A 22,703-nucleotide genomic window follows, 5' to 3' on the forward strand; every position below is an offset into this window, starting at 1 on the left:
TAGCGCCGTGGCAGGTCCCGTTGGTCGCCGGGTGCGGGTCCGTCGTGGTTGCTCGCGCGGTTCCCCGTGCCCCTGAGGGGGCTGTCCGGCCGTACGGCGAAAGGGCCCCGGAACTGATCGTCCGGGGCCCTTTCCACGTCCGTCGGCGGAGACGCGAGGGTCAGCCCTCGGTCTTCTCCTCGGCCTTGTCGTCACCGGACTCGGTGGACTCGGCGGCGGCCTCGGCGGCCTCCGTCTCCTCCCCCTCGTCGTCCTCGTCGTCCAGGTCGACGAGCTCGCCGTTGGTGTCCTTGACCGTGGCCTTCTCGACCACGACGGCCAGGGCCTTGCCGCGGGCGACCTCGCCGACGAGGAGCGGGACCTGGCCCTGCTCGACGACGGCCTGGGCGAACTGGTCGGGGGACATGCCGGAGGAGGCCGCGCGGCGCATGAGGTGCTCGGTGAGCTCCTCCTGGCTGACGTTGAGGTTCTCCTGCTTGACCAGCTCGTCGAGGACGAACTGGGTCTTGATGCCCTTGACCGCGGCCTCGCGGGTCTCGGTGTCGAACTCCTCGGCGGTCTTGCCCTGGAGCTCGAGGTACTTCTCGAGGTCGAGACCCATCTGGCCGAGCTGGTGGTGCTCGAGGTTGTGCTTACGGGTGTTGATCTCGTCCTCGAGGAGCTTCTCGGGGATCGGGACCTCGACCAGCTCGAGCAGCTTGTCCAGGACGCGCTCCTGGGCCTGCGTGGCCTGGTCGTACTGCTTCATGTTGGCGAGGCGCTTGCGGCTGTCGGCGCGCAGCTCCTCCAGCGTGTCGAACTCCGACGCGAGCTGCGCGAAGTCGTCGTCCAGCTCGGGCAGCTCGCGCTTGGCGACCTGGGTGACCTTGACGGTGACCTCGGCCTCCTTGCCGGCCGCCGAGCCGCCCTTGAGCTCGGAGGTGAAGGTGGTCTCGCCACCGGCCTCCAGGCCCGTCACGGCGTCGTCGATGCCTTCCAGCAGCTCACCGGAGCCGATGGTGTAGGAGACGCCGTCGGCGACGCCGTCCTCGAGGACCTCGCCGTCGACCTTGGCCCGCAGGTCGAGGGTGACCACGTCACCTTCCTCGGCGGCGCGCTCGACCGGGGCGGTGGAGGCGAAGCGCTCGCGCAGCTGCTCGACCGACTTCTCGACGTCCTCGTCGCTGACCTCGACGGCGTCGACCTCGACCTCGATGCCGGAGTAGTCCGGGATCTCGACGGTCGGGCGGATGTCGACCTCGGCGGTGAAGTTCAGCGTCTCGCCGTCCTTCAGCTCCGTGATGTCGACCTCGGGCTGGCCGAGCGGGTTCAGCTCGGCCTCGTTGACCGCGTCGGTGTAGAACTTGGGAAGCGCGTCGTTGACCGCCTCCTCCAGAACCGCACCGCGGCCGAACCGCTGGTCGATGACCCGGGCCGGGATCTTGCCCTTGCGGAAGCCCTTCACCGTGACCTGCTGGTTGATCTTCTTGTACGCCGCGTCGAGGCTGTCCTTGAGCTCCTCGAAGGGCACCTCGACAGTGAGCCGAACCCGGGTCGGGTTCAGGGTCTCCACGGCGCTCTTCACGGTTCGGTCTCCTTGGTGGCTGACTTCTCGGGTTCTGCCGGAGCCAGAGCGGCATCCGGCAAATTTCGCCGCCCGGGAGACTTCAGACGCTGAGACACACGGGCGTGCAGCTTGCATAGTAACGGCAGCGACTACACGGCCCAAAAGGCGATCACTCGCACTCGTCCGGGACGATCGACCGAGGTGGTCGGGGTGGCGGGATTTGAACCCACGGCCTTCCGCTCCCAAAGCGGACGCGCTACCAAGCTGCGCCACACCCCGTCTGGTGCGACACGTAGGGTACATGCCGCCAGGCGTCGCGGCCTTCCGGTTTCCCGCGCGCCGCGGACGGTCCGGCGCGGACCGGAAGGGGTGTGCGGTGAGGCGGGGCGACCCGCTAGGATGCCTGCAGTGCCGCGGTCGCCGACCTGCGGTGCACTGTGCGGGCGTAGCTCAATGGTAGAGCCCTAGTCTTCCAAACTAGCTACGCGGGTTCGATTCCCGTCGCCCGCTCCGAGAGGCCTCCGGCCCGGTCCCTTCGAGGGGCCGGGCCGGAGGCCTTCGTGCTGTCCGGAGACCTTTGCGCCGTCCGGGGCCTTCGGGCCGACCGGGCGCCTCCGTGCGGGCCGGAGACGGTGGGCCGGAGGCGGTGGACCGGAGGCGGTGGGCCGGTCAGAACTGGATCGAGTTGATCGTGTCCGCTATCGAGTTCAGGAACCGCTGGATGTCGTCGGCCATGCCGGTGGACGCCAGGAAGAAGCCGAACAGGACCGCGACGATCGCCGGGCCCGCCTTGATGGAGCCCCCTCGCAGCAACACCACCAGGATGATCGCCAACAGCAGCACCACTGACAGTGAAATGGCCACAACTGATCACACCCTAGGTCGGTCCCTCTCCCGGCCCGGGGGTGCGGCCGCGCACACCCCCGCCAGAACCATCGTGCCACCAACCGGGCCCCGCTATGCGGCAGGTGACACATCGTCCGGCCGGCTTCTGGGGTGTCGCTGTTCCCCGTCCACGCGGACGTACTCAACCATCGCACCCCGCACACGAATTCGACAGAGCACCCGTGCGGGGAATTCCGGCCACTTCGTTTCGATGCCCACACAACGCGTTCGCAGATATTTCGAATTGTCGCGGGAAGCACATCGAGGGGCACATCACAGGGAGATCTCGCAGGCCCCCGCGGCCCCCGTAAGCCCATTGAAGCGGACATTCCAGTGGAGTCGCCCCCCGGACTTATGCACTGTTTAGTCATGACGAGTCATGACAAGTGGGGTGGTCCAGGGCCCGGTTTCCGGCGCGGCGCTGCTCGGGGGCGTACCGGCGCCACGGGGCCGCGGTGGTCGCGTTCGCCGAAATAGACAGGGCCCACGAGGCGCTCCGGCATGTGAATACCGGAATGACGTCGGAGGTTTTACGGATTCCCGCGGAGAACGCTAGGGTGCCTCAGATGTTCTACGCTGCCCCGTCCCCCACCAGAGCAGCGAGGTCCTGTGACGACTCGCCGATTTTCCGGCGGGGGGTCGCATGACGAGCTCGCTGCGATCGCGCGACGGCCGGAAGACTCCGCTCCCGTCGAACCGGCAGACGCAGCCGGACCGTGCGCGCGACGCGTTCTTCGACAACGCCAAGTACCTGGCGATCGTGCTGGTCGGTGTCGGTCACGCGTGGGGCCAGATCCTGGACGGCAACCGGACCGTGGAGACCCTGTACCGGGTGCTGTACACGTTCCACATGCCGGCGTTCATCATCATCTCCGGCTACTTCTCGCGCAGTTTCGATCTGAGCCCCCAGCGCGTCAGGCGACTGGTCACCGGTGTCGCCGTCCCCTACGTCGTCTTCGAGGTCGCCTACGCGCTGCACCGCCGCCTCAGCGAGGACCCGGGCGCCGACATCAGCCTGCTGGACCCCACCTACCTGCTGTGGTTCCTGTGCGCGCTGTTCGTCTGGCGGCTGACCACCCCCCTCTGGAAGACGGTCCGCCGGCCGCTGCCGATCGCCCTGGCCATCGCCGCGCTGGCCTCCGTGACACCGACGATCGGCAACGACCTGAACATGCAGCGGGTGCTGCAGTTCCTGCCGTGCTTCGTGCTGGGCCTGCTGCTGCGCCCCGAGCACTTCCGGCTGGTGCGGCGCCGCTCGGTGCGGATCATGTCCGTGCCGGTGGTCGCGGCGGCGGTGGCCGTCGCCTGGTGGTCGGTGCCGCGCATGGAGACCGGCTGGTTCTACCGCAACGCCCCGGTGCAGGACACGGGCGCCCCCTGGTGGACCGGGCCCGTCGTGACGCTCGCGCTCTTCGGCTGCTCGGTGGTGCTCTCCGCGTGCTTCTTCGCCTGGGTGCCCGGTCGCCGCATGTGGTTCACGGCCCTCGGCGCGGGCACGATCTTCGGCTACCTGCTGCACGGCTTCCTGGTGAAGGAGGGCACGTACGCCGGCTGGTTCTCCCATCCCGCGCTCGACCGGCCGCTCGGCGAGATCGGGCTGACCGTCCTCGGCGCCGCCGTCATCACCGTGCTGTGCACCAGGCCCGTCCAGCGGGTCTTCAGGTGCGTGGTGGAGCCGAGGATGGAATGGGCCTTCCGGCGGGACCCGGGTGAGGCCGCCCGCGACCGCGAGCGGCGGGAGAAGCCCGAGATGCGCGCGGCACGCGAGGCAGCCGAGGTGCGCGAGGCGCACGTGCCCGGCAGGGACGGCGAGAAGGTCTCCGTCTAACTCCGGGCCGTCGGGCCGCCGTCCGGACCGAGGAGTGCGCGCATCCGCGTGTACTTCTCGGTCAGCCGGGCGCGGGTGCCCTCGTCGAGGACCGCGAGCCGCGCCGGGTCGGCGTTGTGCGCCAGGTCGGCCTCCTTGACCAGGCGTGCGCCGGGCGTGGCGAGGATGCGCGCGGCGTACTCCTCGGGCGGCTCCCCCGCGCGCTTGGTGAGGGCGAGCACGATGTCCTTGGTGCGGCGGCTCACCGGGGCCTCGCGCAGCCACTCCTCGGAGAGCGCGTCGTCCTCGACGGCGTCGTGCAGCCAGGCCGCCGCGATCTGCTCCTCGTCGCCGCCGCGCCGCCGGACGCCCTCGGCCACGGCCCGCAGGTGGTCGGTGTACGGCCGTCCGGCCTTGTCGGTCTGTCCGGCGTGGGCGGCGCGGGCGATGGTCTCGACCTCGGCCGCGGAGAGGGCCGGGGAGGGTTCGCCGGTGGGTGAGGGAGTGAGGGGCACGCCGTCCAGTGTGTCAGTCGGCCGTCGCCGGGGCCGCAGCCGTCGAGGCGGGCGTCGCCGGGCTGTGGGACGTCGCGCCCTCCCGGCAGATCAGCAGGAGCGCCCGGTCGTCGTTGACGTCCTTGGCGACCGCCTCGATCAGGTGCCAGGCGGCGCCGTGGAAGCCGCCCGCGACATAGCGGTCGGCCTCGCCGGTCAGGCGGTCGATGCCCTCGGCGATGTCGCGGTCGGACGTCTCCACCAGTCCGTCCGTGAACAGCATCAACACGTCCCCGGGGCGCAGCGAGCCCTTCACGGGGTCGAACTGCGCCCCGTCGTACACCCCGAGCAGCGGTCCCTCGGCGGTCTTCTCCTCCCAGCGGCCGGTGCCGGCGCTGAGCTGGAGGCCCGGTGGATGTCCGGCGGAGTACAGCTCGTAGTCGCCGGAGTCGAGGTCGAGGACGAGGTGGATGGAGGTGGCGAAGCCCTCGTCCCAGTCCTGGCGGAGCAGGTAGCCGTTGGCGGCCGGCAGGAAGGCGTGCGGCGGGAGGCTGCCCAGCAGGCCGCCGAACGCGCCCGACAGCAGCAGGGCCCGGGAGCCCGCGTCCATGCCCTTGCCGGAGACGTCGGTGAGGACCACCTCGAGGGTCCGGCCGCCGTTCGTGCGGGCCGCGACGACGAAGTCGCCGGAGAAGGACTGGCCGCCGGCCGGACGCAGCGCCATCTCGCGGTGCCAGCCCGGCGGCAGGCCCGGCAGCTTGCTCTGGACCCTGATGCGTTCGCGCAGGTCGAAGAGCATGGTCCCGCCGCGCCGCCAGGGCACGCCGACCCGGCTGCGGAACTGGGCGACCAGCAGCCCGAAGAAGCCGCAGGCCGCGACGACCAGGACGACGCCGGGGGTGACGCGGGAGGGGCCTTCGGTGTACGGACCCAGTTGGACCGACTCCACGATCAGCGCGGTGGCCGCCGCCGCGTACAGGCCGAGCAGGCTCGCCGGGCGCAGCAGCAGGCCGCCCGCGACGATCGGCAGGACCAGCGCGGCCGGTGCGCACCACACGCTGTTCATCATCGTGGTGGCCGCGATCACGGGGATCATCAGCAGCAGCCCGGCCAGGGCGATCCAGTCCGAGCCGTCGCCGCGGAAGTAGTCGACGGCGGACCGGCGCATGCCGACGCGGGCCCGGTGCCACTGCTTCTTCCACCGGGCCGTGAACGTCTCGGCCTCCGCGCGCCGCTGTCGTCCTGCTGCCATTAGTTCGGGACCCTATCCATCGGACCGGCCGCTTGGCACGGGAGGCCCCACTTGTCCCCCGTCCGAGGCCTGACTTCACAGTGAACTTCACGTACGGCCGTCGCGCCGCACCCTGGCGGAAATTGGTTCGACCGTCCCGGACGGCCCTGGTACGCATGAGCCATGGGCGAGGACCGCGATGTGATGACCGAGCTGCGCGTGCTGCGGCAGGACGAGTGGAGCCAGTGGTACGGGACGCTGATCCGGGCCTTCGGCGGGGTGCCGGAGTCGGCGGAGGAGAAGGCGCTCTACGCCTCCCTGACGCAGGCCGACCGCTCCATCGGCTTCTGGGAGCGCGAGCAGTGTGTCGGGACGGCGGGGGCGTTCGGCTTCCGGATGACCGTGCCGGGCGGGGCCGAGGTGCCCGCGGCGGGCGTGACGATGGTGAGTGTCGCCGCCACGCACCGGCGCCGGGGCCTGCTGACGGCGATGATGCGGCGGCAGCTGGACGACGTACGGTCCTGGGGTGAACCGCTGGCCGTGCTGACGGCCTCCGAACCGGGGATCTACGGCCGGTTCGGGTACGGCGCCGCGACCTACCAGATCAACGCGGAGATCGACACGGACCGGGTCCGGCTGTCCGTGCCCGACGGCACGGATGACGTACGGCTGGAGTACGCGGCGCCCGCGGAGGTGCTCGAAGCGTGCGAGGCGGTGTACGCGCGGCTGGTCCCCGGGCGGCCGGGGATGCTGGCGCGCCGGCCCGGCTGGGAACGGGTGGGGCTGCTGGACCCGGAGAGCAAGCGGGAAGGGGCCTCTCCGCTGCAGTGCGTGGTGGCCCGGCGGGACGGCGAGGTCACGGGGTACGCGCGGTTCCGGGTGCGGCCGGCCTGGGGCGACGAGGGTCCCAGGGGCACGGTGGCCCTGAGCGAGCTGGCCGGGCTGGACCCGGCGACCAGGGCGGCGCTGTGGCGCTTCCTGTTCGGCATCGACCTGACCTCCACGCTGGCGGTGCGGGGACGGCCGGTCGACGAGGAGTGGCAGTACCAGGTGTCGGACATCAGGCGGTGCCGCCCGGCGGTGCGGGACGCGTTGTACGTACGGCTGGTGGACGTGGCGGCGGCGCTGACGGCGCGGACCTACCTGGCGCCGGTGGACGTCGTGCTGGAGGTCGAGGACGCCTTCTGCCCCTGGAACGCGGGGCGTTGGCGACTCAGCGGGGACGCGAAGGGGGCGACCTGCGAGCGTACGTCCGACGCGGCGGATCTCGCCCTGTCCGCGCGGGAGTTGGGGGCGGCCTACCTCGGCGGCGTGAGCCTGGGCTCGCTGGCCGCGGCCGGCCGCGTGCGGGAGGTGCGGCCGGGCGCGCTGGCGGAGGCGTCGGTGGGGTTCGGGTCGGACGTGGCGCCGTGGCTGCCGCACGGGTTCTGACGGCGGGGCGCTCCGTCTGACGGGGCCGTCCGGTGTCGGGGCGCTCCGTCAGGTCCCGGGTCGGGGCGTCACGTCCGCCGCGCGTGCGCCCGGCTCGGTCGCTGCTGGCAGGTCGGGCACCAGAAGAGGTTGCGGGCGGCGAGGTCCGCGGTGCGGACCGGGTCGCCGCAGAGGTGGCAGGGCTGCTGTGCCCGGCGGTAGACGTAGACCTCGCCGCCGTGGTCGTCGACGCGGGGCGGACGGCCCATGGCCTCGGGCGTGTGCTCGGGGCGGACGGTGTCGATGCGGTTGTTCCGGACGCCCTCCCGCATGAGGCCGGCCAGGTCGTGCCAGATCGCGTCCCACTCGGCGGGGGTGATGTCCCGGCCCGGCCGGTAGGGATCGATGCCGTGGCGGAAGAGGACCTCGGCGCGGTACACGTTGCCGACGCCGGCGATGACCTTCTGGTCCATGAGCAGGGCGGCGACGGTGGTGCGGCTGCGGGAGACACGGCGGTACGCGGCGCCGGGGTCGGCGTCCGGACGCAGGGGGTCGGGGCCGAGGCGGTCGTGTATCGCCTGCTTCTCCGCGTCGGTGATCAGGGCACAGGTGGTGGGGCCGCGCAGGTCCACGTACGCGGTGTCGTCGGCGAGGCGCAGGCGGACGGTGTCCGTGGGCGGGGGCGCGGGGGCTCCTCCGAAGGCGACCTTGCCGAAGAGGCCGAGGTGGATGTGGATCCACTCCTCGTCCCGGAAGCCCAGGAACAGGTGCTTGCCGTGGGCCTCGGTGCGGGTGAGCGCGGTGCCGGTGAGCAGCGCGGCGGCGTCGGAGAACTTGCCCTGGGGGCTGGTGACGCGCACGGTCCTGCCCGCGAAGGCGGCGGCGTAGTCCTGCGCCAGCCGGTGGATCGTGTGGCCTTCCGGCACGGGGTGGTCCTTCCTGCGTCTGCCCCGGGGCTCCGACCGGGCCGCCGTCGCGCGGGCGTGCCGACGCTCACCGGACGGCAACCGCAGGGGCCCGGGCGTCGGTGCGGCGGCCTCGGGCCCTGCGCCCGTCGTGGGGGTGGGCCCCTCCGTCCTGCCGGGTCCGGGGCGCCCCCCCGGTGCTCGTGCGCCAGGGGGAAGGCCGCGGGACCTGGGGTGACCTACTGCTGCGGGTGGTGGGCCGGGATGGGCGGGAGGTCGCCGGTCGTCTCGTAGGAGCTGAGCATGTCGATGCGGCGGATGTGGCGTTCGTCGCCGGAGAACGGCGTGGCGAGGAAGGTCTCGACGAACTTCGTCGCCTCCTCCTGGGAGTGCATGCGGGCGCCGACGGCCACGACGTTGGCGTCGTTGTGCTGACGGCCCAGGGCCGCCGTCTCCTCGCTCCAGGCCAGCGACGCACGCACGCCCTTCACCTTGTTCGCCGCGATCTGCTCGCCGTTTCCGGAGCCGCCGATCACGATGCCGAGGGCGCCCGGGTCCGCGGCCGTCCGCTCCGCGGCGCGGAGGCAGAAGGGCGGGTAGTCGTCCTGGGCGTCGTAGAGGTGCGGGCCGCAGTCGACGGGGTCGTGGCCCGCCGCCCGGAGCCAGTCGACGAGGTGGTTCTTGAGTTCGTAGCCCGCATGGTCGGAGCCGAGATACACGCGCATGGCACGAGTGTGACACGCGCCCCACGGGGCAGCAGCGTCGGGTGTCGGGTCGGAATACACCAGGTGAAACAATGGAAGCTCAGGGAAAGCTCAAGTAACGATCCGGAATCAAAGGTTCCCGAATTCGTTCACCTCCGTTTCACTGGTCCGGCTCGTACACCGCTCGTACGGGAAACTGCTCGACCGGCGCAAAGGAAAACCACCCCATGACTTCGCAGCCGACCCTGACCAAGGCCGAGGAAGATCCCGGCAGCCCCGGAGACCCCGGGACCGGGCTCCAGGCCGGACTCAAGAACCGCCACCTTTCGATGATCGCCATTGGCGGTGTCATCGGGGCCGGGCTGTTCGTGGGTTCCAGTACCGGTATCGCCACCGCCGGGCCCGGCATTCTTCTTTCGTACGCGCTCGTCGGCACCCTCGTGGTGCTGGTGATGCGGATGCTCGGCGAGATGTCCGCCGCCAACCCGACCTCGGGTTCCTTCTCCGCGCACGCCGACCGGGCGCTCGGGCCCTGGGCCGGGTTCTCCATCGGCTGGCTCTACTGGTTCTTCTGGGTCGTCGTGCTGGCGGTGGAGGCGACCGCCGGCGCCAAGATCCTCGAAGGCTGGATACCGGCCGTGCCCCAGTGGGGCTGGGCCCTGATCGTGATGGTGGTGCTGACCGCCACCAACCTCGTCTCGGTCGGCTCCTACGGCGAGTTCGAGTTCTGGTTCGCCGGGATCAAGGTCGTCGCGATCGCCGCGTTCATCGTGGTCGGCGGGCTGGCCGTCTTCGGGCTGCTGCCGGGTGTCGACAGCGAGCAGGCGGGGCTGGCCAATCTGACGGAACACGGCGGGTTCCTGCCCAACGGGGCGGGGGCGATCCTGACCGGTGTGCTGCTCGTGGTCTTCTCCTTCATGGGCAGCGAGATCCCCACCCTGGCCGCCGGCGAGTCCGAGGACCCGCAGCGGGCCGTCACCAAGGCGACCAACAGCATCATCTGGCGTATCGCCGTCTTCTACCTGGGCTCCATCTTCGTCGTGGTCGCCCTGCTGCCCTGGGACTCGCAGTCGATCATCGACAAGGGTTCGTACGTGGCCGCGCTGGACTCGCTCGGCATCGCCAACGCCGGTCAGATCATGAACTTCATCGTGCTGACGTCCGTGCTGTCCTGCCTGAACTCCGGGCTCTACACGGCCTCCCGCATGGCCTTCTCGCTCGGTCAGCGAGGTGACGCCCCGAAGGCCTTCGCCCGGACCACGCGCAGCGGTGTGCCGCGGACGGCGATCCTCGTGTCCGTGGTGTTCGGTTTCGTCGCCGTGTTCTTCAACTACGAGTTCCCGGACTCCGTCTTCCTCTTCCTCGTCAACTCCTCGGGGGCCGTGGCGCTCTTCGTGTGGCTGGTGATCTGCTTCTCGCAGCTGCGGATGCGGAAGATCATCCAGGCGGAGGCGCCGGAGAAGCTGGTGGTGCGGATGTGGCTGTTCCCGTACCTGACCTGGGTGGCCGCCGCCGTCATCGTCTTCGTGCTCGGCTACATGCTCACCGACACCGAGAACAACGGGCGCACGACCGTGCTGCTGTCGCTGCTCGTCGCGGCGCTCGTGCTCGCCGTCGCCGTCGTCAAGCAGAAGCTGGGCGCGCGCAAGGCCGTCGCCGACGGGAGCTGACCGCCGGCGGAACGCAAGGAAGGGGCCGGCCCGATCGCGGTGCGATCGGGCCGGCCCCTTTTTGCGTGCGGTCGGCGTGCGGTCGCCGCGTCCTAGCGCTTGCCGACCAGCTTCCAGGCGGTGGGCACCAGTCCCATCGCCAGGGCCGCCTTCAGGGCGTCGCCGAGCAGGAAGGGCGTGAGGCCGGCCGCGATCGCGGCGCTCAGGGACAGGTCCGCGGCGAGGGCCAGGTACGGGACGCCGACGGCGTAGATGATCGCCTCGCCGACCAGCATCGTGCCGGCCATGCGCAGCATCGAGCGGTCGGCGCCGCGGCGGGCCAGCGCTCCGACGACGGTGGCGGCGAGCAGCATGCCGAGGACGTAGCCGAGGGACGGGGCGCCGGTGCCGGAGCCGCCCTCCGCGAACCACGGCACGCCCGCCATGCCGACCAGCGCGTACAGCGCGAGCGAGAGCAGGCCGCGGCGTGCGCCGAGCGAGGTGCCGACGAGCAGCGCGGCGAAGGTCTGGCCGGTCACCGGGACCGGGGAGCCCGGTACGGGCACCGCGATCTGGGCCGCGAGGCCGGTGAGCACGGCACCGCCGGCCACGAGCGCGACGTCGCGGACTCGGGAGGAGGGGACGAGGTCGGCGAGGACCTGCCGGGAGGGGGCGGGGACGGCAGCGGTGCTCATGGGGACTCCGCGGTGGTGTGGACATGTCGGGACTCCGCGACGCTATCCCAGCGCGGTCGGGCCGATCACCAGCAGTGCTCGACAAAGGGCTGGTCGCGCGCTTGGTGGGCTCTCGACAAAGGGCGCGGGCTACACCTGGTCCGGGGTGACACCGGTCACCGTGACGGGGAGGTGAGCCTCACTCACGTCACTCGCGTCATGCGCGTCACGTGCGTCATGCGCGTCACGCGTGTCACACAGAACCGGAATCTCGCATTCGGACGCTCACGTTCCGTATCGGGATCGTCCGCATCGTGGGCAGCCGGTGTCGCCGACCGGCTCGACGCCGGAGACTGTGGGCGTTTTTTCCCTGCCCCCCACGCATTGGACGAGCCGCTCCATGTCCAACAGCACCACCGAGGCGCCGGCGCGGTCCGACGACGCCTCGCTCTCCCACGGCCTCAAGCAGCGCCACCTGTCGATGATCGCCCTCGGCGGCGTGATCGGTGCCGGGCTGTTCGTCGGCTCCGGGGCCGGCATCGCCGCCGCCGGGCCGTCGATCGTCGTCGCCTACACCCTCTCCGGTCTCCTCGTGATGCTGGTGATGCGGATGCTGGGCGAGATGTCGGCCGCGTATCCGTCCTCGGGCTCCTTCTCCGCGCACGCCGAGCGGGCGATCGGGCCGTGGGCCGGCTTCACCGCCGGCTGGGCGTTCTGGGTGCTGCTGTGCACGGCCGTGGGCCTGGAGGGCATCGGTGCCGCCCAGATCGTCCACGGCTGGCTGCCGGGCACGCCCGAGTGGGCCTGGGTGGCCCTGTTCATGGTGGTGTTCTGCGGGACGAACCTGGCCGCGGTGAAGAACTTCGGCGAGTTCGAGTTCTGGTTCGCCGCCCTCAAGGTCGGCGCGATCTCGCTGTTCCTCGTTCTCGGCGTGCTGGCGATCGCGGGCGTCCTGCCGGGTACCGACTCCCCCGGCACCTCGCACCTGAGCGACTTCCTGCCCAACGGCGGCAACGGTCTGATCATCGGCCTGCTCGCCTCGGTGTTCGCCTACGGCGGCCTGGAGACGGTGACCATCGCGGCGGCCGAGTCGGAGAACCCGGTGAAGGGCGTGGCGAGCGCCGTGCGGACCGCGATGTGGCGGATCGCGCTGTTCTACATCGGCTCGATGGCGGTCATCGTCACCCTGGTGCCCTGGGACTCCGCGGAGGTCGTGGAGAAGGGCCCGTACGTCGCCGCCCTCGACGAGCTGGGCATCCCGGGCGCCGGTCAGCTCATGAACGTCGTCGTGCTGGTCGCGCTGCTGAGCGCGATGAACGCCAACATCTACGGCGCCTCGCGCATCGGCTACTCGCTGGTCGAGCGCGGCCAGGGCCCCAAGGCGCTGGGCCGGGTCTCGGGCGGTGTGCCGCGGGTCGCGGTGCTCGTCTCGTCGCTCTTCGGCTTCGGGTGCGTGCTGCTCAGCTACTGGCGGCCCGACGACGTGTTCGCCTGGCTGCTGAACATGATCGGCGCGGTCATCCTGGTCGTCTGGATCTTCATCGCCGTCTCCCAGCTGCGGCTGCGCCGCCGTCTGGAGCGGGAGGAGCCCGAAAAACTGGTCGTGCGCATGTGGGGCTTCCCGTGGCTGACGTGGGTGGCGCTGGCGGCCATGGTCGCGGTGTTCGTGCTGATGGCCCGCGAGCCGGACACGCGGGTGCAGCTGTACTCGACCGGCGCGATGACGCTGGTCCTGGCGGCCGCCGGCTACGCCTGGCAGCGACGGCGGGCGCGCGCCTAGCCGCCGCCCGGAGCACTCGGGGCCCTCGCACGGAGACGATCCGGGCGGGGGCCCTTCTCGTGCGCCACGGCACGCCCGCGCGCCCCCGCGGCCCACCGCCGGCGCCCTCTTGCTGCTAGCGTGCACTTGCAAGCTTTGTGCAATAAGAGGTCTGAGGGGATCCGCCATGCCCGTCTACACGCTTCCTGAACTGCCGTACGACTACTCCGCGCTGGCCCCCGTGATCAGCCCCGAGATCATCGAGCTGCACCACGACAAGCACCACGCGGCGTACGTCAAGGGCGCCAACGACACGCTGGAGCAGCTCGCCGAGGCGCGGGACAAGGAGACCTGGGGCTCGATCAACGGCCTGGAGAAGAACCTGGCCTTCCACCTCTCCGGGCACATCCTGCACTCGATCTACTGGCACAACATGACCGGGGACGGCGGGGGCGAACCGCTGGACAAGGACGGCGTGGGCGAGCTGGCCGACGCGATCGCCGAGTCGTTCGGGTCCTTCGCCGGCTTCAAGGCGCAGCTCACCAAGGCCGCCGCGACCACCCAGGGCTCCGGCTGGGGCGTGCTGGCCTACGAGCCGCTGAGCGGCCGCCTGATCGTCGAGCAGGTCTACGACCACCAGGGCAACGTCGGCCAGGGCTCCGTCCCGATCCTGGTCTTCGACGCCTGGGAGCACGCCTTCTACCTCCAGTACAAGAACCAGAAGGTCGACTTCATCGACGCCATGTGGGCGGTCGTCAACTGGCAGGACGTGGCGAAGCGCTACGAGGCCGCCAAGTCCCGCGCCGACGTGCTGCTGCTGGCCCCCTGAGCCGTCCGACCCCTGATCGTCCTGCCTCGTGATCGTCTTCTCACCCTTCACGGCGGCAGGCGGAATGAGGGAAGCCCCCGCGAGGACGTGACTCGCGGGGGCTTCCTGTGCGCGAAGGGGCCGCCGGGAGGCGGTCGGGGCCTGCGGGCGAGCCCGCCGTGCCGGCGGGAACAGGTGACCGCCCGCGCGCGGAGGCTTCCCGGTGGGAGGGGTTCCGGGCCACAGTGGCCCGCATGGGTCTTCCGATCAGGCGGTGTCCCAACTGCGGGGACACGGACCAGGCGTTCCGGCCGCTCGACGACGCGGAGCGGGCGTACGCCCTGGGGCAGGTGCCCAGGGCCGACCTGGGCACCTACCGGCGCTGCGCCCGTGCGGGATGCGTCCGCGTGCAGTCCTACTTCAACTGGCGGTCCGGCTTCGATCTGCCGGACTCCTTCCGGCCTACAGGTTGCTGAAGTCCGGCCCCTTGGTGCGGGTGCGCTTGATCTCGTAGAAGCCGGGGACGGAGGCGACGGCCAGGGTGCCGTCCCATAGCCGGGCGGCGTCCTCGCCCCGGGGCGCGGGGGTGACGACCGGGCCGAAGAAGGCGACCTGCTCGCCGTCGGCGCCGGGGACGGCGATGACCGGGGTGCCGACCTCCTGGCCGACCTTGTCGATGCCCTCCTGGTGGGAAGCGCGCAGCTGCGGCTCGTACGGGGTGGAGTCCCAGTGGTCCAGGAGGGACTCGGGCAGGCCGACGTCCTTCAGGGCGGCGGCGACCGTCTCCTTCTCCGGACCCTCGCCCTGGTTGTGGAAGCGGGTACCGAGCGCGGTGTAGAGATCACCGAGGACCTCGGGGCCGTGCTCCTCCTGGGCGGCGACGACCACGCGGACCGGGCCCCAGGCCTTGGTCTCGAGCATCTCGCGGTACTCCTCGGGCAGCTCGTCGAGCTTGTCCTCGTTCAGGACGGCGAGGCTCATCAGGTGCCAGCGCACCTGGATGTCCCTGACCTTCTCCACCTCCAGCACCCAGCGGGAGGTCATCCAGGCCCACGGGCACAGCGGGTCGAACCAGAAGTCGACGGGAGTCTTCTCCGACATGTCTCTCCTCAGGAGGTGGCGCAACCGAGCTTTTCTCAGGCCAACCCACCGGTCACTCCCGCCATTCCCGGCTGCCGCCCGTCAGGGCCACATGGCAGGATCGGTGCTGTCCGCATACTGAACACACCCGAGGGAGTGCCGCCCGTGCCCGGTGAGAATCTGTCCCGCGACGAGGCCCGGGAGCGGGCCGCCCTGCTCTCCGTCGACGGGTACGACGTGTCCCTCGACGTGCGTTCGGCCATCGGCGACGCGGAGGGTGACGGTCCGCGCACCTTCCGTTCCGTGACGACGATCCGCTTCCGCTGCAACGAGCCGGGCGCGAGCAGCTTCGCCGACCTGATCGCGCCGAGCGTGACCGCCGTGTCCCTCAACGGCCGCGACCTCGACCCGAGCGAGGTCTTCGACGGCACCCGGATCGCCCTGGAGGACCTGGCCGCCGACAACGAGCTGGTCGTCGACGCGCGGTGCGCCTACTCCCGGACCGGCGAGGGCCTGCACCGCTTCGTCGACCCCGAGGACGGCGAGGTCTACCTCTACACCCAGTACGAGCCGGCCGACTCCCGCCGGGTCTTCGCCACCTTCGAGCAGCCGGACCTGAAGGCACCCTTCCGCCTCGAGGTGCGGGCGCCCGAGGAGTGGACGGTGTGGAGCAACGGCACCGGGGAACGCATGGAAGAAGGGCGCGCAGCGCTCCCGCAGAAGGGTGGTGGTGGGCGACCGGCGGGCGGGGTGTGGCGGTTCGCGGAGACGAAGCCGATCTCGACGTACATCACCTGTGTCGTCGCGGGCCCGTACCACTACGTCACGGACCGCTACGAGCGGACCTTCGAGGACGGCACCCGGCTGGAGATCCCGCTCGGCGCCCTGTGCCGCAAGGGGCTGGCGCCGCACTTCGACGCCGACGACGTCTTCCTGGTCACCAAGCAGGGCCTGGACTTCTTCCACGACCACTTCGACTACCCGTACCCCTTCGGCAAGTACGACCAGGCCTTCGTGCCCGAGTACAACCTCGGCGCGATGGAGAACCCGGGGCTGGTGACCTTCCGCGAGGAGTTCATCTTCCGGGGCAAGGTCACCCGGGCGTCCTACGAGGGCCGCGCCAACGTGATCCTGCACGAGATGGCGCACATGTGGTTCGGCGACCTGGTCACCATGGAGTGGTGGGACGACCTGTGGCTCAAGGAGTCCTTCGCCGACTTCATGGGCACCTTCGCGAACGTCGGCGCGACCCGTTTCAAGGACGCCTGGATCACCTTCGCCAACCGCCGCAAGGCCTGGGCCTACCGGGCGGACCAGCTCCCCTCCACCCACCCGATCACGGCCGACATCCGTGACCTGGAGGACGCCAAGCTGAACTTCGACGGCATCACGTACGCCAAGGGCGCCTCCGTGCTCAAGCAGCTGGTGGCGTACGTCGGGCAGGACGCCTTCCTGGAGGGCGCCCGGCGCTACTTCAAGCGGCACGCGTACGGCAACACGCGCCTCGGCGACCTGCTGTCGGTGCTGGAGGAGACCAGCGGGCGGGACATGAGCGCCTGGGCGCGGTCCTGGCTCCAGACGGCGGGCGTCAACGCGATGACCCCGCAGGTGCTGCTGAGCCCCGACGGGCGGGTGGACGAGCTGGCGGTGGTGCAGGAGGCTGCCGAGACGCATCCCGAACTGCGCCCGCACCGGGTGGCGGTGGGCCTGTACCGGCGCACCGGCGAGGGCGCCCTGGAGCGGTACGCGCGCGCCGAGGTGGACGTCGACGGGCCGCGCACGGTGGTGGCGGAGCTGGCCGGCGCCGAGGCGCCCGAGCTGGTCCTGGTCAACGACGACGACCTGACGTACTGCAAGACCCGCTTCGACGAGACCTCGCTGGCCACGCTGCGCGAGCACCTGGGCGCGCTGACCGACCCGCTGGCCCGTGCCCTGTGCTGGTCGGCGCTGTGGAACATGACGCGGGACGCGCTGCTGCCGGCGCGGGACTTCACCGGCCTGGTGCTGCGCTTCGCGGGGCGCGAGTCGGACATCGGGGTCCTCCAGATGCTGCACGCCTGGGCGCACTCGGCGCTCGTGCACTACGCGGCCCCCGAGTGGCGGGAGACCGGCGGGCGGCTGCTCGGCGAGGGCGCGCTGCGGGAGCTGCGGGAGGCCGCGCCGGGCGGCGAGCAGCAGCTGGCGTGGGCGCGGTTCTTCGCGGCGGTGGCCGGCGACGAGGCCGGACTGCGGTTGCTGCGCGGCCTGTTGGACGGGACCGAGAAGGTCGACGGCCTGGACGTGGACCAGGAGCTGCGCTGGGCGTTCCTGCAGCCGCTCGCCGCGCACGGCCACGCCGACGAGGGCGTGCTCGCCGCCGAGCTGGCCCGGGACGACACCGCCTCCGGCAAGCGGCACCAGGTGCGCTGCCTGGCGGCCCGTCCCTCGGCGGCGGTGAAGGCGCAGGCCTGGGCGCAGGTGGTGGAGTCGGACGCGCTGTCGAACGCGCTGGTGGAGGCGACCATCGCGGGCTTCGCGCAGCCCTCGCAGCGGGAGCTGCTCGCGCCGTACGCCGAGAAGTACTTCGCGGCGATCGAGCGGATCTGGGCCGAGCGGTCGATCCAGATCGGGATGGACGTGGTGCGGGGGCTGTTCCCGTCCCTGCGGGACTCCCGGGACACCCTGGACGCGACGGACGCGTGGCTGTCCGCGCACGAGGACGCCGCGCCCGCGCTGCGCCGGCTGGTGCTGGAGGCGCGGGACGACCTGGCGCGGGCACTGCGGGGCCAGGAGTGCGACGCGGCGGCGGGCCGCTGAACCGCTGAGCTGCCGAGCTGCTGAGCTGCTGAGCTGCTGAGCCGCTGATGCCGGACCGATGAACCGGAACCGATGAACCCGGGCCTATCTTTGGCCAACGATTGGGCGCTCCGTCATCGTTACGGAATTCGGTCACCAGCAGCCGTAACCCCTGGTCCGCACGGCGACGGACCAGGGGTTCTCGGCATCCGAACACCCGTCCTTTAGGGCGGCCTTGTCCGGATTGTGCGATGGGCTTGTAACAGCGGTTAAGGGCCGGATCGGGTGCGGGAAGGTCCCGGTCATGACGCACAACACCCCGCTCTCCCCCCGCCCGCTCCACCACCTCGCCGAAGGCCGGCGCCGCCTGATGACGGTCACTCAGTTGCGGGCGCACGGTGTCTCCGCCGCCGAGACCGACGAACAGTGCCGTCCCGGCGGGCCGTGGCAGCAGCTCCTCCCCCACGTCGTCCTGCTCCACCCGGGCCCGCCGACCAGCGAGGAGCGCCTGCACGCGGTGCTGATGTACGCGGCGCGGGAGCGCACCGCGGCGGCCGCCGGCTCCCCCGCCGGCGTCCCGGCCTCCGTGCCGGTGCAGCCGGGCGGGACCGGGCGGCCCGTCCCGGGTTACGCGGAGGCGATGATCACGGGTCTGGCCGCGCTGACGCTGCACGGCTTCCGCGCCGCTCCCCCGCTGCCGTCCCTGGACGCCATCGACGTCCTGGTGCCGAGGCTGCGCCGGCTGCGCACGACGGGCTGCGCCCGCATCGTCCGGACCACGGCGCTGCCCACCGCCGAGCAGATCACCGGGGTGCCGGTGGCTCCGGTGGCGCGGGCGCTGGCCGACGCGGTGGCGGGACTGTCGGACGCGGGCGTCGTCCGCCTGCTGCTGACGGAGGCGGTGCGCGGCGGGCACTGCGAACCGGCGGCGGTGGTACGGGAACTGAACCGGGCCCGGCTGCTGAGCCGTCCGCACGTGGTGGACGCCGTCGACTCGCTGGTCGCCGAGGGGCGGACCCTCGCGGAGCAGCGCCTGTACCGGATGGTGCGCGAGCACGGTCTGCCGGAACCGGTGTGGAACGTCGACCTGCGGCTGCCCGGCGGCCCCCACCTCGGCGGGGTGGACGCCTACTGGCCCGAGCACTCGGTGGCGCTGGAGCTGGACACCCGCGCCCACCGGCAGCAGGACGACGACGCCGAGTGGGCCGAACACGCCCGCAAGCGCGAGCACCTGGAACGACTGGGCGTCACGGTCGTGCACCTGACGCCGCGCAAGCTGCGGGACAGCCCGGAGCACCAGGCGACCGTCGTACGGACCGCGTTGATGGCGGCCGCGGACAGGGAACCCGCCGCGTACGTCGTGGTGCTGCCCCGGTAGTGACGGACCGGGGCGGTCGCCAGGAGGGGAGAGGAGGGGCCGCCGGAACTCCGGCGGCCCCTCCTCACGCACGCGGCCCGGCAGCGCGCGCCGCGACGGGAATGTCACAGGGCACCCCTTACGTCCCCGGTGGCGCATGGCGGAAGTACGCCATGACTTCGCCCCGTCCCGGACAACTCTCCCCAAAGAGTGATCCCTTGCGTAAAGCTGAGCGGTCGTCCGGGATCGTATTCCGGACTGCCCGCGGCCAGCACCGATCGGCCCCGGTCGTCCACGCACGTTCCTTTACCTACAAGGGATGCCGATGACCCACACCCCCCAGCGCGCACCGATAACGGGCGCGAGACGCGCGGCCCGCCTGGCCGTGGCCACGGGCCTCGTCGCCGCGCTCTGTGCCGTCGGACCGATACCCGTGGCTCTCGCAGCCGACGGTCCGGGCGCCGCCCCGCCGGTCGACGCCTCTGTCAAGTCGGCGCACGACAAGCTCGGTTCCGCCGACGCGGACCTGCTCGCCGAGGCGAAGGCCGAGGGCACGAAGAACGTCACCATGATGGTGGCCACCGCACCGGGCCGGACCGAGCAGGTGGCGCAGGAGCTCGACGCGGTCGGCGGCGGCTCCGTCGGCCGCACCTACGACGCGCTGGGCTACGTCCGCGCCACCGTGCCCACCGGGAAGGCGGACGCGGCCATCGCCGCCGCCGCGAAGCTCTCCTCCGTGCAGGGCATCGACCTGCGGGACGAGATCCCGCTGGACGACCCGACGCCGAGCGCGGACACGGCGAAGGGCGCCCCGCACCAGGGCCGCTCCTACCCCGCGCCGGACCGCAGGACGCCCGCCGAGAACCCGTACAACCCGTCCTTCGAGACGGGCGCCGTCGACTTCGTGAAGAAGAACCCGAAGGCGGACGGCCGCGGCATCACCATCGGCGTCCTCGACTCGGGCGTCGACCTCGGCCACCCGGCGCTCCAGCGGACCACCACCGGTGAGCGCAAGATCGTCGACTGGGTGACCGCGACCGACCCGGTCGTGGACGGCGACCGGACCTGGCGCCCGATGGACACCCCCGTCTCCGGCCCGACCTTCACCTACGGCGGGGAGACCTGGACGGCCCCGGCGGGCTCGTACCGGGTCAGCACCTTCCTGGAGTCGTACACCACCGGCGGTGACGCCGCGGGCGACGCCAACCGGGACGGCGACACCACCGACTCCTGGGGCGTGCTGTACGACAAGGCGGCCGGCACCGTCCGCGTCGACCTGAACGACAACCACGACTTCGCCGACGACACCCCCATGAAGCCCTACAAGGACGGCTTCCAGGTCGGGTACTTCGGCACCGACGACCCGGCGACGGACGTGGCGGAGCGCCAGCCCTTCGTCGTCGAGATCCGCGAGGACGTCGTCCGCAACGCGGCCGGGGACAAGGCCGACTTCGTCAACATCGGCGTCATCGAGGGCTCGCACGGCTCCCACGTGGCCGGCCTCACCGCCGCCAACGGCCTCTTCGGCGGGCGGATGAACGGCGCGGCCCCCGGTGCGAAGATCGTCTCCTCGCGCGCCTGCACCTGGAGCGGCGGCTGCACCAACGTCGCGCTCACCGAGGGCATGATCGACCTCGTCGTCAACCGGGGCGTCGACATCGTCAACATGTCGATCGGCGGCCTGCCCGCCCTCAACGACGGCGCCAACGCACGCGCCCTGCTGTACACGCGGCTCATCGACACCCACGGCGTCCAGCTGGTGATCTCCGCGGGCAACTCCGGCCCCGGCGCCAACACCATCGGCGACCCGGCCCTCGCGGACAAGGTGATCTCGGTCGGCGCGTCCATCTCCCGCGAGACCTGGGCCGCCAACTACGGCTCCGTGGTGAGCAAGAAGTACGCGATGATGCCGTTCTCCTCGCGCGGCCCGCGTGAGGACGGCGGCTTCACGCCGACGCTGACCGCGCCCGGCGCCGCGGTGAACACCATCCAGACCTGGGCGCCCGGCGCCCCGGTCGCCGAGGCGGGTTACGACCTGCCCGCCGGCTACGGCATGCTCCAGGGCACCTCGATGGCCTCTCCGCAGGCCGCCGGCGCCTCCGCGCTGCTCCTGTCGGCCGCGAAGCAGGCCGGCGTCGACCTCACCCCGGCGAAGCTGCGCACCGCGCTGACCTCCACCGCCGACCGCATCGCGGGAGCACAGGCCTACGAGCAGGGCGCGGGCCTGATCAACGTCCCCGACGCCTGGCGCGCGATCCGCGAGGGCGCCACCGCCCACGAGTACACGGTCCAGGCGCCGGTCGACACCGCGATCGACCAGTTCCTGAAGACCCCCGGCCGCGGCACCGGCCTCTACGACCGCGAGGGCGGCCTGAAGGCCGGCGGGAAGAAGACGTACGACATCACGCTGACCCGTAGCTCCGGCGCCGACCGGGCGATCCGGCACGAGCTGCACTTCGAGAACAACGCCGGGCGCACCTTCCGGATCGTCGGCCCGGACGTGGTGAAGCTGCCGCTGAACGAGCCGGTGACCGTCCGGGTGGAGGCCGCGCCCCGCTCCGAGGGGATCAAGAGCGCGGTCCTGGAGGTCGACGACCCGCGCACCGAGGGCACCGACAAGCTGGTCCTGACCACGGTCGTCGCCTCGGCCCCGCTCGCCTACGACTTCTCCGCGCGCGACTCCGTGCAGCGCAACAGCACCCAGTCGTACTTCGTGACCGTCCCCGAGGGCGCGCAGGCGCTGGAGGTGGCGTTGAGCGGGCTGAGGAGCGGCAGCCAGACCCGGTTCATCGCCCTCCACCCCTACGGCGTCCCGGTCGACAACACCTCCACGCCGTACTGCTACAACAACTACCTCGACGGCAACGGCTGCCGGCCCGACGTGCGCGCGTACGCCGACCCGCAGCCCGGCGTCTGGGAGATCGAGGTCGAGTCGCGGCGCACCTCGCCGCTGCTGGACAACCCATACGAGCTGGACGTCGCCGTCCTCGGCGCCGGCTTCGACCCGGAGGTCGTGACCGTGCCCGAGGCGAAGGCCGGCATCCCGGCCGACGCCTCCTGGAAGGTGACCAACCGCTTCGCCCCGATCGAGGGCAAGCTCACCGGCGGGCCGCTGGGCTCGGCCGAGACGACCCGTCCGGCGATCCGGCAGGGTGAGAAGCGGACCTCCACGGTCCAGGTGCCCGAGGGCGCCGAGTCGCTGGACGTGGCCATCGGCGGCGTCTCCGACGCGGCCGCCGACCTGGACCTGACGGTCTACGACAAGGACGGCAACGTCGTCGGGCAGTCCGCCGACGGCGACTCGGAGGAGACGGTCTCCCTGCCGAAGCCGGCCGCCGGCGCCTACACCGTCGAGGTCGTCGGCTACGCGGTGCCGTCGGGCACCACGGAGTACGACTACCGGGACGTGTACTTCGCCGCCTCCCTCGGCTCGGTCGCGGTGGACGGCTCGGCGCCGGTGAAGCTCGGCACGGGCGCCTCGGCGACGGTCACCGGCAGCGTCACGGCGCTGGCCGCGGCCCCCGAGGGCCGGGAGTTCTTCGGCCGGGTCCAGCTGGTGAACGCCCACGGCACGGCCGCGGGCCTCGGCAGTGTGCGGATCGGGAAGGTCGTGCCGTAG

General features: G+C 71.6%; 17 protein-coding genes and 2 tRNA genes. 10 read left to right on the forward strand and 9 right to left on the reverse strand.

Annotated features, from left to right (window positions below; translation table 11 throughout):
• Positions 1-160: 160 nt before the first annotated feature.
• Together tig and ACGF5T_RS13235 are read right to left on the reverse strand one after the other, a co-directional pair.
• Complete coding sequence (gene tig, locus ACGF5T_RS13230) at positions 161-1,564, reverse strand: trigger factor (protein WP_356603403.1); 1,404 nt, start codon at positions 1,562-1,564, stop codon at positions 161-163.
• Positions 1,565-1,748: 184 nt separating this feature from the next.
• Positions 1,749-1,825, reverse strand: a tRNA-Pro gene (locus ACGF5T_RS13235).
• 160 nt (positions 1,826-1,985) lie between these two features.
• On the opposite strand from ACGF5T_RS13235, the gene ACGF5T_RS13240 reads away from it, so the two are divergent.
• Positions 1,986-2,056 (forward strand) — tRNA-Gly (locus ACGF5T_RS13240).
• A gap of 159 nt (positions 2,057-2,215) precedes the next feature.
• On the opposite strand, the gene ACGF5T_RS13245 is transcribed toward ACGF5T_RS13240, so the two are convergent.
• Positions 2,216-2,410 carry a hypothetical protein gene (locus ACGF5T_RS13245; RefSeq protein ID WP_053130833.1) on the reverse strand — a complete coding sequence of 65 codons (195 nt, stop codon included), beginning with the start codon at positions 2,408-2,410 and terminating at the stop codon, positions 2,216-2,218.
• A 664-nt stretch (positions 2,411-3,074) separates the two neighbouring features.
• On the opposite strand from ACGF5T_RS13245, the gene ACGF5T_RS13250 reads away from it, so the two are divergent.
• Positions 3,075-4,259 (forward strand): acyltransferase family protein, encoded by a 1,185-nt coding sequence (locus tag ACGF5T_RS13250; RefSeq protein WP_366767802.1) that lies wholly within the window; start codon positions 3,075-3,077, stop codon positions 4,257-4,259.
• Here ACGF5T_RS13250 and ACGF5T_RS13255 read toward each other — a convergent pair.
• Together ACGF5T_RS13255 and ACGF5T_RS13260 are read right to left on the reverse strand one after the other, a co-directional pair.
• Complete coding sequence (locus tag ACGF5T_RS13255) at positions 4,256-4,753, reverse strand: HD domain-containing protein (RefSeq protein ID WP_366767803.1); 498 nt, start codon at positions 4,751-4,753, stop codon at positions 4,256-4,258. The genes ACGF5T_RS13250 and ACGF5T_RS13255 overlap by 4 nt on opposite strands.
• A 13-nt stretch (positions 4,754-4,766) precedes the next feature.
• The gene (locus ACGF5T_RS13260) at positions 4,767-5,984 is read right to left on the reverse strand and encodes a PP2C family protein-serine/threonine phosphatase (protein WP_366767804.1); all 1,218 of its coding nucleotides are present in this window, start codon (positions 5,982-5,984) and stop codon (positions 4,767-4,769) included.
• A 162-nt stretch (positions 5,985-6,146) separates the two neighbouring features.
• Here ACGF5T_RS13260 and ACGF5T_RS13265 point away from each other — a divergent pair, with 162 nt between their 5' ends.
• Positions 6,147-7,394, forward strand: coding sequence for a GNAT family N-acetyltransferase (locus tag ACGF5T_RS13265; RefSeq protein WP_366767805.1), 1,248 nt, complete (start codon positions 6,147-6,149; stop codon positions 7,392-7,394).
• A gap of 68 nt (positions 7,395-7,462) precedes the next feature.
• Here ACGF5T_RS13265 and ACGF5T_RS13270 read toward each other — a convergent pair whose 3' ends face one another.
• Together ACGF5T_RS13270 and ACGF5T_RS13275 are read right to left on the reverse strand one after the other, a co-directional pair.
• Positions 7,463-8,299: a DNA-formamidopyrimidine glycosylase family protein gene (locus ACGF5T_RS13270; protein WP_366767806.1), complete on the reverse strand. Its 837-nt coding sequence runs from the start codon at positions 8,297-8,299 to the stop codon at positions 7,463-7,465.
• A 218-nt stretch (positions 8,300-8,517) separates the two neighbouring features.
• Positions 8,518-9,003: a ribose-5-phosphate isomerase gene (locus ACGF5T_RS13275; protein WP_356603415.1), complete on the reverse strand. Its 486-nt coding sequence runs from the start codon at positions 9,001-9,003 to the stop codon at positions 8,518-8,520.
• Between the two features lie 206 nt (positions 9,004-9,209).
• On the opposite strand from ACGF5T_RS13275, the gene ACGF5T_RS13280 reads away from it, so the two are divergent.
• Positions 9,210-10,652 carry an amino acid permease gene (locus tag ACGF5T_RS13280; protein WP_366767807.1) on the forward strand — a complete coding sequence of 481 codons (1,443 nt, stop codon included), beginning with the start codon at positions 9,210-9,212 and terminating at the stop codon, positions 10,650-10,652.
• 92 nt (positions 10,653-10,744) lie between these two features.
• On the opposite strand, the gene ACGF5T_RS13285 is transcribed toward ACGF5T_RS13280, so the two are convergent.
• On the reverse strand, positions 10,745-11,326 hold the full coding sequence (locus ACGF5T_RS13285; protein WP_356603419.1) for a biotin transporter BioY: 582 nt from the start codon (positions 11,324-11,326) through the stop codon (positions 10,745-10,747).
• Between the two features lie 379 nt (positions 11,327-11,705).
• On the opposite strand from ACGF5T_RS13285, the gene ACGF5T_RS13290 reads away from it, so the two are divergent.
• The 3 genes from ACGF5T_RS13290 (at position 11,706) to ACGF5T_RS13300 (ending at position 14,348) form a co-directional block, all read left to right on the forward strand.
• Complete coding sequence (locus tag ACGF5T_RS13290; protein ID WP_361016466.1) at positions 11,706-13,085, forward strand: amino acid permease; 1,380 nt, start codon at positions 11,706-11,708, stop codon at positions 13,083-13,085.
• Between the two features lie 166 nt (positions 13,086-13,251).
• The gene (locus ACGF5T_RS13295; protein ID WP_356603423.1) at positions 13,252-13,893 is read left to right on the forward strand and encodes a superoxide dismutase; all 642 of its coding nucleotides are present in this window, start codon (positions 13,252-13,254) and stop codon (positions 13,891-13,893) included.
• A gap of 233 nt (positions 13,894-14,126) precedes the next feature.
• Positions 14,127-14,348: a hypothetical protein gene (locus tag ACGF5T_RS13300; protein ID WP_148663811.1), complete on the forward strand. Its 222-nt coding sequence runs from the start codon at positions 14,127-14,129 to the stop codon at positions 14,346-14,348.
• Here ACGF5T_RS13300 and ACGF5T_RS13305 read toward each other — a convergent pair.
• Positions 14,335-14,973: a DsbA family protein gene (locus tag ACGF5T_RS13305; RefSeq protein WP_356603425.1), complete on the reverse strand. Its 639-nt coding sequence runs from the start codon at positions 14,971-14,973 to the stop codon at positions 14,335-14,337. The genes ACGF5T_RS13300 and ACGF5T_RS13305 overlap by 14 nt on opposite strands.
• Positions 14,974-15,117: 144 nt before the next feature.
• Here ACGF5T_RS13305 and pepN point away from each other — a divergent pair, with 144 nt between their 5' ends.
• The 3 genes from pepN (at position 15,118) to ACGF5T_RS13320 (ending at position 22,703) form a co-directional block, all read left to right on the forward strand.
• Positions 15,118-17,748, forward strand: coding sequence for an aminopeptidase N (gene pepN / locus ACGF5T_RS13310; protein WP_356603427.1), 2,631 nt, complete (start codon positions 15,118-15,120; stop codon positions 17,746-17,748).
• 283 nt (positions 17,749-18,031) lie between these two features.
• A complete protein-coding gene (locus tag ACGF5T_RS13315) occupies positions 18,032-19,105 on the forward strand; it encodes a hypothetical protein (RefSeq protein WP_356603429.1) in 1,074 nt (357 codons plus the stop codon).
• 304 nt (positions 19,106-19,409) lie between these two features.
• Positions 19,410-22,703 carry a S8 family serine peptidase gene (locus ACGF5T_RS13320; protein ID WP_366768564.1) on the forward strand — a complete coding sequence of 1,098 codons (3,294 nt, stop codon included), beginning with the start codon at positions 19,410-19,412 and terminating at the stop codon, positions 22,701-22,703.

The organism is Streptomyces sp. NPDC047853 (genome assembly GCF_043204535.1).
Classification (GTDB): domain Bacteria; phylum Actinomycetota; class Actinomycetes; order Streptomycetales; family Streptomycetaceae; genus Streptomyces.

Excerpts from the sequence above, each read along its gene's own strand:
- ACGF5T_RS13320 (WP_366768564.1), top strand. The coding sequence starts at position 19,410 with ATGACCCACACCCCCCAGCGCGCACCGATAACGGGCGCGAGACGCGCG.
- ACGF5T_RS13250 (WP_366767802.1), top strand. The coding sequence starts at position 3,075 with ATGACGAGCTCGCTGCGATCGCGCGACGGCCGGAAGACTCCGCTCCCG.
- ACGF5T_RS13305 (WP_356603425.1), bottom strand. The coding sequence starts at position 14,973 with ATGTCGGAGAAGACTCCCGTCGACTTCTGGTTCGACCCGCTGTGCCCG.
- ACGF5T_RS13275 (WP_356603415.1), bottom strand. The coding sequence starts at position 9,003 with ATGCGCGTGTATCTCGGCTCCGACCATGCGGGCTACGAACTCAAGAAC.
- ACGF5T_RS13295 (WP_356603423.1), top strand. The coding sequence starts at position 13,252 with ATGCCCGTCTACACGCTTCCTGAACTGCCGTACGACTACTCCGCGCTG.
- ACGF5T_RS13260 (WP_366767804.1), bottom strand. The coding sequence starts at position 5,984 with ATGGCAGCAGGACGACAGCGGCGCGCGGAGGCCGAGACGTTCACGGCC.
- ACGF5T_RS13300 (WP_148663811.1), top strand. The coding sequence starts at position 14,127 with ATGGGTCTTCCGATCAGGCGGTGTCCCAACTGCGGGGACACGGACCAG.
- ACGF5T_RS13285 (WP_356603419.1), bottom strand. The coding sequence starts at position 11,326 with ATGAGCACCGCTGCCGTCCCCGCCCCCTCCCGGCAGGTCCTCGCCGAC.
- ACGF5T_RS13290 (WP_361016466.1), top strand. The coding sequence starts at position 11,706 with ATGTCCAACAGCACCACCGAGGCGCCGGCGCGGTCCGACGACGCCTCG.
- ACGF5T_RS13315 (WP_356603429.1), top strand. The coding sequence starts at position 18,032 with ATGACGCACAACACCCCGCTCTCCCCCCGCCCGCTCCACCACCTCGCC.
- ACGF5T_RS13265 (WP_366767805.1), top strand. The coding sequence starts at position 6,147 with ATGGGCGAGGACCGCGATGTGATGACCGAGCTGCGCGTGCTGCGGCAG.
- ACGF5T_RS13280 (WP_366767807.1), top strand. The coding sequence starts at position 9,210 with ATGACTTCGCAGCCGACCCTGACCAAGGCCGAGGAAGATCCCGGCAGC.